This window comes from Psychromicrobium lacuslunae (genome assembly GCF_000950575.1).
In the GTDB taxonomy this organism is placed as follows: Bacteria; Actinomycetota; Actinomycetes; order Actinomycetales; family Micrococcaceae; genus Renibacterium; species Renibacterium lacuslunae.
Genome location: NZ_CP011005.1, coordinates 1,455,853 through 1,469,000 on the forward strand (window position 1 = coordinate 1,455,853; position 13,148 = coordinate 1,469,000).

Here is a 13,148-nt window from a genome sequence, read left to right on the forward strand (position 1 = left end):
CGATGATCGAGGCAATCCTAGGAGAGTACGAATTTTTCTAGCTCGATTGGTTGAGAGAGAACCGCGAGGAGTGCGATGACGCAGCAAGTTGATGAAACGTTCCTGCAATCAGTGGGCAAGGTGATTGCTGTGCATATCAACTACCCCTCTCGAGCAGCGCAGCGTGGCCGAACCCCCAAGCTGCCCTCCTACTTCCTCAAGCCGAGCAGTTCGCTGAGCATCTCGGGTCAACTAGAACGGCCAGCTGGTTGCGAATTACTGGGTTACGAAGGTGAAATTGCGCTGATTATTGGCACCCCAGCCCGCAGAGTCTCCCCCGAGGAAGCCTGGCAGCACGTGCAGTGGGTCACCGCGAGTAACGACCTCGGCGTCTACGATTTGCGCTATGCAGACAAAGGCTCCAATTTACGATCAAAGGGCGGTGATGGCTTCACCCCGATCGGACCGGGCCTGATGAGCGCGCGCGAGATCGACCCCACTCAGCTGACGGTGCGGACCTGGCTCAATAACGAACTGGTGCAGGACGACGAGACCAGCACTCTACTCTTTCCCTTCAGCCAGCTGATCGCCGATCTGAGCCAGCTGCTCACCCTGGAAACCGGAGACGTGGTCCTGACCGGAACCCCGGCGGGAGCCTCGGTCGCGGTGCCCGGCGACGTGGTCGAGGTCGAAGTTAGCAATGGCACGCTTTCCAGCGGTCGACTGCGCACCGAGGTAACCGAAGGAACCGTCCCGCTGGCTGAGTTTGGCGCGCAACCGAAAGTTGATGATCTGCAGCGGGCTGAGGCCTGGGGCACTCCAGCAGCCGAAACCAAAGCAACGCTCACCTCGGAACTCAAAACCAAGCTGCTCAGGGTTGCTACCGCTACCCTCTCCTCGCAGCTACGCAAACGCGGCTTCAATAACGTCAGCATTGACGGGCTCAGCCCCACTCGGCCAGGCGAAAAGGTCGTCGGTACCGCGCGCACGCTGCGTTATGTGCCCAATCGAGAAGACCTCTTTAAGGAATTTGGCGGCGGCTATAACGCGCAAAAACGGGCCATCGACTCGCTCAAAGAGGGCGAGGTGTTAGTGATGGAAGCGCGCGGCGAAAAAGGCACTGGCACACTCGGTGATATTTTGGCGCTGCGAGCTCTGCACAACGGGGCTGCCGCCATTATTTCCGACGGCGGGGTCCGCGACTACACCGCGGTGGCTGAATTAGAACTGCCGGTCTTCGCCGCCAACCCACACCCCGCCGTACTCGGGCGCCGCCACGTGCCCTGGGCTGTCGATGAAACCGTGGCTTGCGGCGGCAGTACCGTACAGCCAGGGGACATCATCGTTGCCGACGACGACGGCATCCTCGTCATCCCGCCGAGCCTGGCCGAGGAGCTAGCAAACGATTCCTTGCAACAAGAACACGAAGAAACCTTCATCGCTGAAATGGTTCGCGCCGGCCACGGCGTCGACGGGCTGTACCCAATGAACGCCGAGTGGAAGAGCAAGTACACCAGCTGGGCCAGCCAGAATCCGCTCGAAGCATGAACAGCGGTACACCTAGCTCGAGCAATAACTCAAGTAAATCCGAGCTGGCCTATCATTCGATCCGGGATCGGATCCTCAGCGGCGACTACTCCCCCGGCCACCGCTTGGTGCTCTCCCGAATCGCCGAGCAACTGAGCGTTAGCGTGGTTCCGGTCCGGGAAGCCATTCGGCGCTTAGAGGCCGAGGGCCTGCTCACCTTCGAACGCAATGTCGGAGCCACCGTTGCCGGTATCGACCGCGACGAGTATCTCTTCACTATGCAGACCCTGAGCATTGTCGAGAGCGCCGCGACCGCGCTGGCGCTGCCAGCCCTGGGTAGCGACGACCTGGCCAAAGCGCAGCAGATCAACCACGAGATGGAGAACTGTCTGGCACGCTTCGACCCGGTTCGGTTTACCGAGCTGAATCACGATTTTCATCAGGTGCTCTACCAGAATTGCCCCAATCCGCACCTGCTAGATCTGGTTCACCGTGGTTGGAATCGGCTCGGCGCCTTGCGCAGTTCTACCTTCAACTACATTCCCGGGCGTGCAGAACAGTCAGTGCAGGAACATCAAGCGCTGCTCGATTTAATTGCCGCCAAGGCAAGTGCCGACGAGGTCGAACGCGCCTGCCGAGCCCACCGCAACGCCACCCTGAACGCATACCTCAGTCCGGAGCAGCCAGCCTCCGAGACAGCCCAGTTAACTAGCTCACTATCGACCAACTCATTACCGAAGGAGATTCACCAGTGAAGTTCCGTTCCGACCCAGCCAAGAATTTTGGCGGCTCGTTTGCTGCCATGTTCACCCCTTTCACCGAGCAGGGTTCGGTGGATCACGACTCACTACGTGCCATGGTCGAATGGCAGATCGCCTCCGGCTCGCACGGCGTCACGATTGGCGGGTCGACCGGCGAACCCGGCGCACAATCCGTCGAGGAACGTGCCGAAGCAATCCGCACTGTTGCCGCTGCCACCGCGGACCGAGTGCCCTTCCTGGCCGGCACCGGCACCGCGCAGCTGCCGGAAACCCTTGAGCTCACTCAGGTCGCCGTCGATGCCGGGGCAGACGCCTCGATGATCATCACGCCGTACTATGCCCGGCCCACTCAGGAAGCGCTCTACCAGTGGTACGCCACGATTGCCCGCGAGTTCCCACAGATGCCGTTCATTATTTACAACGTACCCTCACGTACCGCCGTCGATATTGCCCCGGAGACGGTGGGCAGGCTGTTCAAAGATTTCGAGAACATCGTCGGCATCAAAGAGACCACCAAGGACTTTGAGCACTTTTCCCGAGTGTTGCACCTTGCTGGCAAGGATCTGCTGGTCTGGAGCGGTCTGGAACTGCTCTGCTTGCCGCTCATGGCACTCGGCGGTGTTGGATTCATCTCAGCGCTGGCAAATATCGCGCCCAAAGCTTCGGCAGAGATGTATAACGCCTGGATCGAGGGCGATCTGGAAACCGCGCAGCGCATCCACTACGGAGTGCACCCGCTGGTAGATCTGCTCTTCGCGGAGACCAACCCGGCCCCGGCGAAATGGCTGATGGCGCAACGTGGCCTGATTGCCTCGGATTATGTCCGGCCGCCGCTGATCCGCCCTACCGAGAACGGGCTGAAAACCATTAACTCATTGCTCTTAGCCGGCAAAGACTATCTGACCCCGGTTCCCGGTAACCATGAGAATTCCCAGGAGGCCTGAAATGACACAGCATTACATTCCGGAGAACCTGCCGGAGAAGATTCAGCACTACATTAACGGCAAATTTGTCGATTCCATCAGCGGCGCAACTTTCGAGGTGCTGGACCCGGTGTCCAATACCAGCTACACCACGGCGGCCGCCGGTCAGAAGGAAGACATCGACGCTGCGGTGGCAGCTGCCCGCGAAGCGTTCGTCAATGGCCCCTGGCCGAAACTCAAGCCTCGCGAACGCGCCCGGGTGCTCAATAAGATCGCCGACGCGGTGGAAGAGCAAAACGATCGATTGGCCGAGCTAGAGACTTTCGATACCGGTCTGCCGATTAAGCAAGCTCGCGGTCAGGCGCTCCGTGCCGCCGAGAACTTCCGCTTCTTTGCGGACCTGATTGTTGCCCAATTCGATGACGCGATGAAGGTTCCCGGCGCACAAATCAACTATGTAAACCGGAAGCCAATCGGCGTCGCCGGGCTGATCACGCCGTGGAATACCCCTTTCATGTTGGAGTCCTGGAAGCTTGCCCCGGCGCTCGCCACCGGCAACACAGTGGTGCTCAAGCCCGCCGAGTTCACCCCACTTTCGGCGTCGTTGTGGGCCACCATCTTCCAAGAGGCCGGCTTGCCGGACGGTGTTTTTAACTTGGTCAATGGACTGGGCGAGGAAGCCGGCGACGCCCTCGTGAAACACCCGGAGGTGCCGCTGATCTCCTTCACCGGTGAGACCACCACGGGCCAAACCATCTTCCGGAACGCTGCGGCGAACCTGAAGGGCCTCTCGATGGAGCTCGGCGGTAAGTCTCCGGCTGTCATTTTCGAGGACGCAGACTTGGAAGCAGCTATCGACTCCACCCTTTTTGGCGTGTTCTCCTTGAACGGCGAGCGCTGCACAGCCGGTTCACGCATCTTGGTGCAACGCAGTATTTACGACGATTTCTGCGAGCGCTACGCTGCCCGGGCGAAGAACATTGTGGTTGGCGATCCACACGACCCGGCCACCGAGGTCGGCGCGTTAGTGCACCCGGAACACTATGCCAAGGTGATGTCCTATGTGGAGATCGGCAAGTCGGAGGGGCGTCTCTTGGCGGGCGGTGGCAGGCCGGACAATCTACCCGAAGGCCAACAGGACGGCAGTTACGTCTCCCCCACTGTCTTCGCCGATGTGGCCCCCGAAGCGCGGATCTTCCAAGAGGAGATTTTCGGCCCGGTGGTCGCGATCACTCCCTTCGACACCGACGAGGAAGCCCTGAAGCTAGCCAATGGCGTGAAGTACGGGCTTGCTGCCTACATTTGGACTCAGGATCTAACCAGGGCACATAATTTCGCGCAGAATGTGGAGGCTGGCATGGTCTGGCTCAACTCACATAATGTGCGGGATCTGCGCACCCCGTTCGGTGGAGTTAAATCCTCCGGCCTAGGCCACGAGGGCGGCTACCGTTCAATCGACTTCTACACCGATCAGCAGGCCGTGCACATCACCCTTGGCGCTGTGCACACCCCCCGTTTCGGGGCAACAGAGCTTGGAGCAAGCAAATGAGCGCATCCGCGGCAGAAACCTTCAACGCAGCAGCACCGGACATCGTCCGCTGCGCCTATCTGGAACTCGTGGTGACAGATCTGGCGGCATCACGGGCGTTCTACGTCGACGTGCTCGGCTTACACGTCACCGAAGAGGACGACGAGGTGATTTACCTACGTTCCTTCGAGGAATTCATTCATCACAATTTGGTGCTCCGCAAGGGACCGGTGGCGGCGGCTGCGGCCTTCGCTTACCGGGTCCGTACCCCGGAGGACGTCGATAGGGCCGAGGCCTGGTACGCCGAGCGTGGCTGCCGCACCGAACGACGTCGTGACGGCTTCGTCAAGGGCATCGGCGACTCGGTGCGGGTGGAAGATCCGCTCGGCTTCCCCTACGAGTTCTTCTACGAAACCGAGCACGTCGAACGGCTCACCCAACGCTACGATCTGTATAACGCTGGCGAGCTGGTGCGTCTCGACCACTTCAACCAGGTCACCCCGGACGTGCCGAAGGGCCGGGCTTACCTCGAAGACCTTGGCTTCAAGGTCTCCGAGGACATTAAGGATTCCGACGGCGTCACCTACGCCGCCTGGATGTACCGCAAGCAGACTGTGCACGATACCGCCCTGACCGGCGGCGACGGGCCTCGCTTGCACCACATCGCCTTCTCCACCCATGAGAAGCACAACATCATCCAAATCTGCGACAAAATGGGCGCGCTGCGGATCTCCGACCGAATTGAGCGTGGTCCGGGCCGACACGGCGTCTCGAACGCTTTCTACCTCTACATCCTGGATCCGGATGGCCACCGGGTGGAGATCTACACCCAGGATTACTACACCGGCGACCCGGACAACCCCACGGTCAGCTGGGACGTGCACGATAATCAGCGCCGCGACTGGTGGGGCAACCCGGTGGTGCCGAGCTGGTACACCGAGGCTTCACTGGTGCTCGACCTGGATGGCAACCCGCAGCCGGTAGTGGTCCGCGAGGACAAGTCCGAAATGGCGGTCACCGTTGGCGCGGATGGTTTCTCCTACACTCGGCAACCCAGCGAGTTCGAGGAACCGGGCGAAGAAGTAGGCTTCAAACTCGGCAAGCAACTTTAGCGAGGGCCTCTGAGGGAAGGGAAAGATTGGCAACAGCAACGTTAGCTTGATGCACTATCTGGCCAGGTAGGACGATTTTTGTAGCCCCGCATCGCGGGCTCCCGCGTGGCGCGTCAGCGACACGCGAAGTCCCGTGTCTAAGGGGCGGAAAATCGTCTTACCTCGGCAAATCAGGAGGAAGGACGGGGCGGAAATCCTCGTCCTCGAAGGGCCAGACGAGACCAGCAAACGGGGAAGCTGGTGAAGAGCAAGAAACTACGAACAAGGGAGTTCAGATGAGCGGGACAGCAGTCACTCGCAGCAAAATGTCCACCGAGGACCGCAAGGTCCTCGCCGGCACCCTGGTCGGCACCACCATCGAGTGGTACGACTTCTTCATTTACGCCCAGGCCGCGGGCCTGGTTTTCGCACAGCTCTACTTCAAGCCGCTGGCAGCGGACAGCCCCGGCCTGGATCAGTTGATCTCCTGGGCTTCGGTGGGGATTTCTTTCCTGTTCCGCCCGCTTGGTGCCATTGTGGCCGGTCATTTGGGCGATCGAGTTGGCCGGAAGGCCATGCTGGTACTCACCCTGATTATGATGGGAGCGTCAACGGCACTGATTGGCGTACTACCGACCTATGTTCAGATCGGTGTTTGGGCTCCGCTGCTACTGACCTTGCTGCGGATCCTGCAGGGCTTCTCGGCGGGCGGCGAATGGGGTGGCGCAGCCTTGATGGCGGTTGAGCACGCGCCGACCACTAAGCGCGGTCTTTGGGGTTCCTACCCACAGATCGGTGTTCCGGTCGGGCTAATCCTGGCTTCGACTGTGATCTTCGTGATGAATGCCACGCTGGGCGTTGAACAGTACCTCGCTTGGGGTTGGCGAGTACCATTCCTGATCTCGGTGTTGCTGATCGTAGTGGGATACATTATTCGCCGCGCGGTCGCCGAAAGTCCCGTCTTCAAAGAACTTGCCGAGCGCAAACGGGAATCCTCCGCTCCCCTGGTCCAGCTTTTCCGCAGCAATACCAAAGAGGTCGTGCTGACCGCACTGATCTTCATTGGTAACAACGCTGTCGGTTACCTGCTGATTGCGTTCTTCTCTTCCTACGCTACCAAGACACTCAAAATGCCAACCGGGACAGTGTTGGTGATCGTGATGGCCGGTGCGGTGAGCTGGCTGGCATTTTCGATGTTCGGCGGCTCGCTCTCAGATCGTATCGGCCGGGTCCGCACCTTCCAGATTGGCTACCTCGCATTGATTGTCTGGATGATTCCGATGTTCTTGTTAATCGACAGCAAGAACATCTGGCTCTTCCTAATTGCGGTATTAGTGATGGGCTTTGGACTTGGTCTCTCCTATGGGCCGATGTCGGCACTCTATGCCGAGATGTTCCCGGTCGAGGTGAGGTACTCGGGGGTTTCCATTGGTTATGCGCTCGGCGCGATTCTGGGTGGTGCCTTCGCTCCGCTACTCGCCCAATGGCTGCTCGATAACACTCACTGGTCCGGCAGCATCGCAATCTACATGATTGTGCTCTGCCTGATCTCGATTGTCGGAGTCTCGCTGGTGAAGGAACCACGCGGTGCCAGGCTGCGAGTGGCCGAGGTCAGCGAGCAGGCCTAAGGACGACTAAAGCACGCCGTCAAAGGCTATGGTGGGCAAATCCACCACATGGGCGCCACCGTCGGCAACGATGGTGGCGCCTGTGATGTAAGAAGCCTCCGATGAACCAAGGAAACTGGCAATCGCTGCTATTTCAGCGGGATCGGCAGGCCTAGCCAGGGGCACGTTTGCGGTGACCTTGCGGTAAGCCTCCTCACGGCTTGCGATCCCAGCAGCAGCCGCGTATTCGTCCATTTCGGCATCCGCCATCGGGGTGCGCACCCAACCCGGGCAAAGCGCGTTAACCCGGACACCTCGTTTGCCATAGTCCCTGGCCAAGGATTTGGTCAGACCGATCAAAGCATGTTTTCCGACCGTGTAACCAGCCACATTCGGACCAGCAAACAAACCGGCCAGGGACGAGACGATGACGGCACTTCCCTGCTGGGCAATCAGCTGAGGCAGTGCCTCACGCAACGTGACAAAGGCGGTATCCAAGTTTGCGGCCATGCTGCTCCGCCAGGATTCATCGTCGGTTTCGGCTACTGAAGAAAAGCCGTGCCCACCGGCATTGGCCACCACCAGGTCCAGCTGGCCGAACTCAGCCACAATCTGTTCGATCACTGCCTTGACCTCTCCGGGAGCTGACATATCGGCGGCGATAGCCCGCGCTGAAAGCCGCTCTGCGGCCGCCTCTAGCGGTTCAGGCCGTCGCCCGGTCAGAATCACTTTTGCCCCTTCGGCAACTAATCTGCCGGCAATTGCCGCGCCGATCCCGGTGCCACCGCCGGTCACCAAAGCTACTTTGGCTTGGTGACGCTGCGAACTTGTCAGCTGTGTTTCGGTTTCAGTCATCGTTTAACATCTTTTCTGCTCAGGCCTGTGGTTTCAGGCTGGGAAAGCTGACCTGGCTAAGTAGCCGAAATCTGACACCAAGCTGGTGCCATTAATGGGTTCCGAGCAGTACGAGGCCAGATACAGCACATGATGCGCTACCTGCTCGGGTGTTTGCACCGGAAAGTCCAATAACTCAATCGTCCCCTCGGCAATGCCCAAATCCTGGCGTGCCATTGGGGTGTCAACAATTGAGGGGCACAGGCAATTAACTCGGACCGCCGAGTCGCTCAGTTCGACTGAAAGTGCCCGGGTGAGCTGCAGCAGGGCCCCCTTTGAAGCGTTATAGGGCACCATCCCGGGGGCCGCCACAAAACTAGAATCCGAGGCGATGAAGATCAGATTGCCGCTCTTCGCTTCGCGCAGATAGCGGGCGGTTTGCCTGGCGAGCAGGAACTGCCCGGTGACATTGACCTCCAGAACTCGGGAAAAGTCTCGGCTCGAAATGTGTTCGAATCCGACCCCGAACGGACCGGAGATACCCGCTGAGCCGATCACCACGTCAATTCCACCAAAAGAGCCAGCAATAGAATCCACCGCAGCGGCGACCTCTACCTCATTGGTGATATCCGCCGAGACAAAAATACAGGGCACATCGGCAGCTAGCTCCCTCTCCAAGGCAATGCCGGCGGGCTCGTCAATGTCGATCAGCGCCAGGTTCGCCCCTTCCTCGGCAAAGGCTCGAGCGCAGGCACGACCGATACCGGAGGCCGCTCCCGAAATAATCACCGTTTTCCCGGTGAGTCCTAATTCCATCTGGAATCCCTTTCCCACAACGTCACTTCATCCTGCCAATCGCTCAGCTGGCGCCTTTGCTCCTGAAGGAACATCAGTTGACGATCCAGGCACAGCGCGGTCGCACAGTGGAGCTAGCGCTCAGAAGAGAGTAGTTTTAGCAGATAAGTGATGTGGCTTACAGCCGAACGGGAACGTCTCTGAGCAGTGAACCCGCTCGTGAAAGGTTGGATATGACGTCTATCGCCGAGACCCGGCCTTTATTAGCTGGCCAGCCAACCGGTGCGGGCGTCAACACCGCTGTGGCCCGGGATTTCCCAGCCTGGCAACGACTGGTGACCGAGTCCTTCGTACCCCTTGATGTGACCACCGATCACCCGGACGAATTCCACGGTCAGCTTCGTTCCAGGGTGCTCGACGAGGTGTCGATTGTTGAAGTTACTGCCAAAGGCCACACTGTCTTCCGTACCCCGCACTTAATCGCGCGGTCGGATCGGATGTACTTCAAACTCAGCTTGCAGATTTCCGGCACCGGAATGTTGATTCAAGATAACCGGGAAGCCGTTTTAGAGCCCGGCGACTTGGCTGTCTATGACACGCACCGGCCTTATTCGCTGATCTTCGACGATGATTTCCGTTCCATGGTGCTGATGTTCCCGCATGATTTGATCGAGCTGCCGGTGGACACCGTCGGCCAGCTAACCGCCGTCCGGATGGCCGGCGACAGCGGCCTGGGCAAAATGATCAGCCCGTTCTTGGTGCAGCTGACCGCTAATCTCGATCAGCTTTCCGGGGCCAGCGGCTTACGGATGGCGCACAACGCCTTGGATCTGGTGACCACGATGTTTGCTGCTGAACTCAATCTCGGCCGGAACAATTCGGAAAATCCGCACCGTGCCTTAGTGAATAAGATCAGGGACTTCATCGAGTTGCATCTCGGCGATCCGGAGCTGAGCCCCGCTGCCATTGCCAACGAGCACTTCATCTCGACCCGGCATTTACACAATCTTTTCCAGTCTGAGGGCACCACGGTGGCACATTGGATCCGCACCCGGAGACTTGAGCACTGCCGCCGGGATTTGCGTGATCCCGTCTATCAGCACCGTCCGGTGGCCGCCATTGCTTCGCGCTGGGGATTCATTGACGCCGCTCACTTCAGTCGAATCTTCCGCTCCGCCTTCGGCGAATCACCCAGCAATTACCGCAACAGCGGTCACCCAGCGGGCTGAGCTTGGCAGCTCAGGACATTGCTTCCAAGACCGGAACGCTATCCACGATTTGCTCAAAACTCACTGCCTTGCCATCGGCCACTTCCCACAGATGAACCACCCGGGTGAGCAGAGTCTTACCGGTCTTCTTGTTCTTCCCCCGATAGTTGGCCACCGCCACGATTCGCTCCCCGGCATCGAGTAGCCGTTCCAGGTCTACGCCAAAGTCGTCCCAGTCCTTGGCGAGGGCAGCAAAGACATTCTGCAGCACCGCCTGCGGGCCTACATAAGTCCCGGCTAGCGGGAATCCGGCTGCTTCGGTCCAGCGAATATCGTCAGCGAGTGGCGCCAGCATACCCTCGAGATCACCCCGGGCTGAGGCCTCGTAGTGGGCGGCGATGAGGTCCAGATTAGTTGTCATGATTAGCCTTCCAATTTGTTAAGAATTCGATGAAAAATTATTGGTAGCGATCGGCTCTGGACCCTGGCTATTGGGGCCCCTGAGTAATGGATTAGATCGGCTGGGCATCGGGATAGCGCACCGAGCCCAAAGGATAGATGTCACCGCCACCCCTCGAATGCTCTACCTCGCCGCTGCCGTTAAGCCCAAGGAATATCCCGGTGGTTTTCAGCTGATAACCCAGATCATGTAACCACACACTGGCCACCGGAATGCGGAACTCGCGGAAGCAGAAGACGTAAAGGCCCTCCGCTAGCTTCCACACCGTGGCGAGGTCCATATCGCCATGTCCCCGTTGTACCCCTTCAAGACACTGCCAGGCGTATCGCTCGGAGGAGATGTAAACGTGTTCGTAGAGGTGCGAGGGGCTGTACCGGTAGATGTTCCGCAACCCGATCAAATCGCGGGATTCTGCCGGCTGCTCACCGCTTGCCTGCACTCCCTGTAGCCGGGCGGCCTGAAAATGCTGCCGCACCCTGGGCACGCCTGGCGATTCAGTTTCGGCAATCAGTGACTCCACCAGCACGGCGCGACCAGTAGCCGTCGAATAGGCCACCGTGAGGCTCGAGCCGTCGAGCTTTAGGTTCAGGAAATACGCTTCACTTCGCACCTGCACCGCATCGTATTCGGCTTTGCCCTGTGAGTCCGAAAGCAGCTCCAAGGCCGCGGACCATTGGGCTGTCTGGGCATCGAGGAAATCCACGGCAAGGGTTTCGCCGGAGTCCAGCACAAACTCTAGGTGCTGGCCTGATCGATCGGACTGGGGTAACCGGAAACTATCGATTCCGTCGGCAAATTCGTCGTAACTCTTCCAGCCATCCTCATCGATGACTTGTGTTGCTGCTTCGTTCACAACGCACTCCTGATCGCTAGCGATAAATACCGGCCTTGGCTGTCATAACGAAATAACAGCCAAAGAATAATCACGACATTAGAGTGCCGTTGGCTGCTGTTCTTGGTTCAGCGCGCACGCCTGTTGTCTGTGCCGGAACTGCTCGACAAAGGCTTAGGAACCGTAGCTCAGATACCGAATGTGACCGGGCGCACATGTGCCGTGAGGAACAACTGGTGTTCACCGGCAGACAAGAAAGCCGAGGAACGAGAACTTTACGCTGGAGGCTATTCGCCGCATGAACCGCTGCCGGAGGGGCCGGAAACAGCGAAAGCGGCAATCGCTATCAACTCACCACTGATGAGAGGTTCGACGATGAAGACTCGCTCCATCCAGTACGCCGCAGTCGCTGCGGTTGGCATGCTATTGCTGAGCGCCTGCGGCGAGGACAGCAATAGCAATAACTCCGCAGCAGTCGGCTCGAACGGCAATATCGTGGTCGGCTCGGTCAATGCCCTCAGCGGTGCGGCCACCTTCCCGGAGGCTTCGAAAGCGGCTCAGGCCGTCTTCGACCAAGTCAATGCCTCTGGCGGTATCAATGGCAAGAAGATCGACTATGTGGTCACCGACGATAAGGGTGATCCGGCTACTGCAGCACAGTCCGCTCGTGATGTGGTGGGTTCAAAGAACGCGGTCGCCCTGGTGGGCTCCGCCAGCTTGCTGGACTGTGATGTCAATGCCAAGTATTACCAGGAGAATGGCATTCTCTCCATCCAGGGCACCGGAGTGGACCAGGCATGCTTCAGTTCACCGGCAGTCTCCCCGGTCAATGTCGGACCCTTTCTGGATACCGAGATGACACTGACCTACGGTTCGGAAACGCTCAAGCTGGACAAGATCTGCGGCTTCTTGGAAATCGCCGGTGCCACCGGCCCCGCGTACAAGGCGGCGATTGAAAACTGGAAGAAGAAGACCGGCAAGGATTTGGTATTTCTCGATGACAGTGTGCCTTACGGCAGCCCCGACTACACCCCTCAGGTGATCAAGGCGAAGAACGCTGGCTGCAAAGCTGTCTATATCAACGCCACTGAACCTGACGGCCTGGGTATGCTCAAAGCGGCGGAAGCTCAAGGGTTCAATGATGTGACCTGGCTTTTCCTCACCTCCACCTATACCGAGCAGTTCGCTCAGGCCGCCGGGAAGGTCGGCAATGGCGTCTACGTCCCAGCCGAGTTCGCCCCGTACACCGATGAGAATGAAGCCGCGAATAAAGACTGGCGAGAGCTGATGACCTCGAAGAACATTCCCTTGACTTCCTTCGCCCAGGGTGGATACCTAGCCGCCAAGTACTTTGTCGAGGTGCTGCAGGGAATCTCTGGTGATATTACCCGCGCCGCGGTGACCAAGGCGCTGCAGGAGATGAAACCGATCAGCAACCCGATGGTGGGGACACCGTACGTCTTCGGCCCGGGCAGTGCGCATAATTCCAGCACCGGTGTGTGGCCGGTCAAGCTGCAGGACGGCAAATGGGTCAAGGCCGCCGATAACTGGCTACTGCAGAAGTAAGCACGATCACCTGATGAGTTTTGAGGCCGGTCGACGG

At 59.0% G+C, this 13,148-nt stretch carries 12 protein-coding genes; 8 read left to right on the plus strand and 4 right to left on the minus strand.

Going from position 1 to position 13,148, the window contains the following annotated elements; translation table 11 throughout:
- Positions 1-75: 75 nt before the first annotated feature.
- The 6 genes from UM93_RS06775 (at position 76) to UM93_RS06800 (ending at position 7,437) form a co-directional block, all read left to right on the plus strand.
- Complete coding sequence (locus tag UM93_RS06775; RefSeq protein WP_045074556.1) at positions 76-1,527, plus strand: fumarylacetoacetate hydrolase family protein; 1,452 nt, start codon at positions 76-78, stop codon at positions 1,525-1,527.
- A complete protein-coding gene (locus tag UM93_RS06780; protein ID WP_045074557.1) occupies positions 1,524-2,261 on the plus strand; it encodes a GntR family transcriptional regulator in 738 nt (245 codons plus the stop codon). The genes UM93_RS06775 and UM93_RS06780 overlap by 4 nt, the downstream gene beginning before the upstream one ends.
- Positions 2,258-3,211: a 4-hydroxy-tetrahydrodipicolinate synthase gene (gene dapA, locus UM93_RS06785; RefSeq protein ID WP_045074558.1), complete on the plus strand. Its 954-nt coding sequence runs from the start codon at positions 2,258-2,260 to the stop codon at positions 3,209-3,211. The genes UM93_RS06780 and dapA overlap by 4 nt, the downstream gene beginning before the upstream one ends.
- Before the next feature lies 1 nt (position 3,212).
- Positions 3,213-4,739: a 5-carboxymethyl-2-hydroxymuconate semialdehyde dehydrogenase gene (gene hpaE / locus UM93_RS06790; protein WP_045074560.1), complete on the plus strand. Its 1,527-nt coding sequence runs from the start codon at positions 3,213-3,215 to the stop codon at positions 4,737-4,739.
- Entirely contained in the window at positions 4,736-5,830 is a 1,095-nt protein-coding gene (gene hpaD / locus UM93_RS06795) for a 3,4-dihydroxyphenylacetate 2,3-dioxygenase (protein ID WP_045074562.1), read from the plus strand. The genes hpaE and hpaD overlap by 4 nt, the downstream gene beginning before the upstream one ends.
- A 275-nt stretch (positions 5,831-6,105) precedes the next feature.
- Positions 6,106-7,437: an MFS transporter gene (locus tag UM93_RS06800; RefSeq protein WP_045074563.1), complete on the plus strand. Its 1,332-nt coding sequence runs from the start codon at positions 6,106-6,108 to the stop codon at positions 7,435-7,437.
- A gap of 6 nt (positions 7,438-7,443) precedes the next feature.
- On the opposite strand, the gene UM93_RS06805 is transcribed toward UM93_RS06800, so the two are convergent.
- Together UM93_RS06805 and UM93_RS06810 are read right to left on the minus strand one after the other, a co-directional pair.
- Positions 7,444-8,271, minus strand: coding sequence for an SDR family NAD(P)-dependent oxidoreductase (locus UM93_RS06805; protein ID WP_045074565.1), 828 nt, complete (start codon positions 8,269-8,271; stop codon positions 7,444-7,446).
- A 33-nt stretch (positions 8,272-8,304) separates the two neighbouring features.
- Positions 8,305-9,066, minus strand: coding sequence for an SDR family NAD(P)-dependent oxidoreductase (locus UM93_RS06810; protein WP_045074567.1), 762 nt, complete (start codon positions 9,064-9,066; stop codon positions 8,305-8,307).
- A 212-nt stretch (positions 9,067-9,278) separates the two neighbouring features.
- Between UM93_RS06810 and UM93_RS06815 the strand changes: the two genes are divergently transcribed.
- Positions 9,279-10,274: an AraC-like ligand-binding domain-containing protein gene (locus tag UM93_RS06815; protein ID WP_045074568.1), complete on the plus strand. Its 996-nt coding sequence runs from the start codon at positions 9,279-9,281 to the stop codon at positions 10,272-10,274.
- 10 nt (positions 10,275-10,284) lie between these two features.
- Here UM93_RS06815 and UM93_RS06820 read toward each other — a convergent pair whose 3' ends face one another.
- Together UM93_RS06820 and UM93_RS06825 are read right to left on the minus strand one after the other, a co-directional pair.
- Positions 10,285-10,674 carry a nuclear transport factor 2 family protein gene (locus UM93_RS06820; protein ID WP_045074570.1) on the minus strand — a complete coding sequence of 130 codons (390 nt, stop codon included), beginning with the start codon at positions 10,672-10,674 and terminating at the stop codon, positions 10,285-10,287.
- Between the two features lie 91 nt (positions 10,675-10,765).
- Entirely contained in the window at positions 10,766-11,566 is an 801-nt protein-coding gene (locus UM93_RS06825; protein ID WP_045074572.1) for a MoaF C-terminal domain-containing protein, read from the minus strand.
- A gap of 354 nt (positions 11,567-11,920) precedes the next feature.
- On the opposite strand from UM93_RS06825, the gene UM93_RS06830 reads away from it, so the two are divergent.
- Complete coding sequence (locus UM93_RS06830) at positions 11,921-13,111, plus strand: ABC transporter substrate-binding protein (protein WP_052663923.1); 1,191 nt, start codon at positions 11,921-11,923, stop codon at positions 13,109-13,111.
- Positions 13,112-13,148: the final 37 nt, after the last annotated feature.

Excerpts from the sequence above, each read along its gene's own strand:
- UM93_RS06775 (WP_045074556.1), top strand. The coding sequence starts at position 76 with ATGACGCAGCAAGTTGATGAAACGTTCCTGCAATCAGTGGGCAAGGTG.
- UM93_RS06780 (WP_045074557.1), top strand. The coding sequence starts at position 1,524 with ATGAACAGCGGTACACCTAGCTCGAGCAATAACTCAAGTAAATCCGAG.
- hpaE (WP_045074560.1), top strand. The coding sequence starts at position 3,213 with ATGACACAGCATTACATTCCGGAGAACCTGCCGGAGAAGATTCAGCAC.
- hpaD (WP_045074562.1), top strand. The coding sequence starts at position 4,736 with ATGAGCGCATCCGCGGCAGAAACCTTCAACGCAGCAGCACCGGACATC.
- UM93_RS06800 (WP_045074563.1), top strand. The coding sequence starts at position 6,106 with ATGAGCGGGACAGCAGTCACTCGCAGCAAAATGTCCACCGAGGACCGC.
- UM93_RS06805 (WP_045074565.1), bottom strand. The coding sequence starts at position 8,271 with ATGACTGAAACCGAAACACAGCTGACAAGTTCGCAGCGTCACCAAGCC.
- UM93_RS06810 (WP_045074567.1), bottom strand. The coding sequence starts at position 9,066 with ATGGAATTAGGACTCACCGGGAAAACGGTGATTATTTCGGGAGCGGCC.
- UM93_RS06815 (WP_045074568.1), top strand. The coding sequence starts at position 9,279 with ATGACGTCTATCGCCGAGACCCGGCCTTTATTAGCTGGCCAGCCAACC.
- UM93_RS06820 (WP_045074570.1), bottom strand. The coding sequence starts at position 10,674 with ATGACAACTAATCTGGACCTCATCGCCGCCCACTACGAGGCCTCAGCC.
- UM93_RS06830 (WP_052663923.1), top strand. The coding sequence starts at position 11,921 with ATGAAGACTCGCTCCATCCAGTACGCCGCAGTCGCTGCGGTTGGCATG.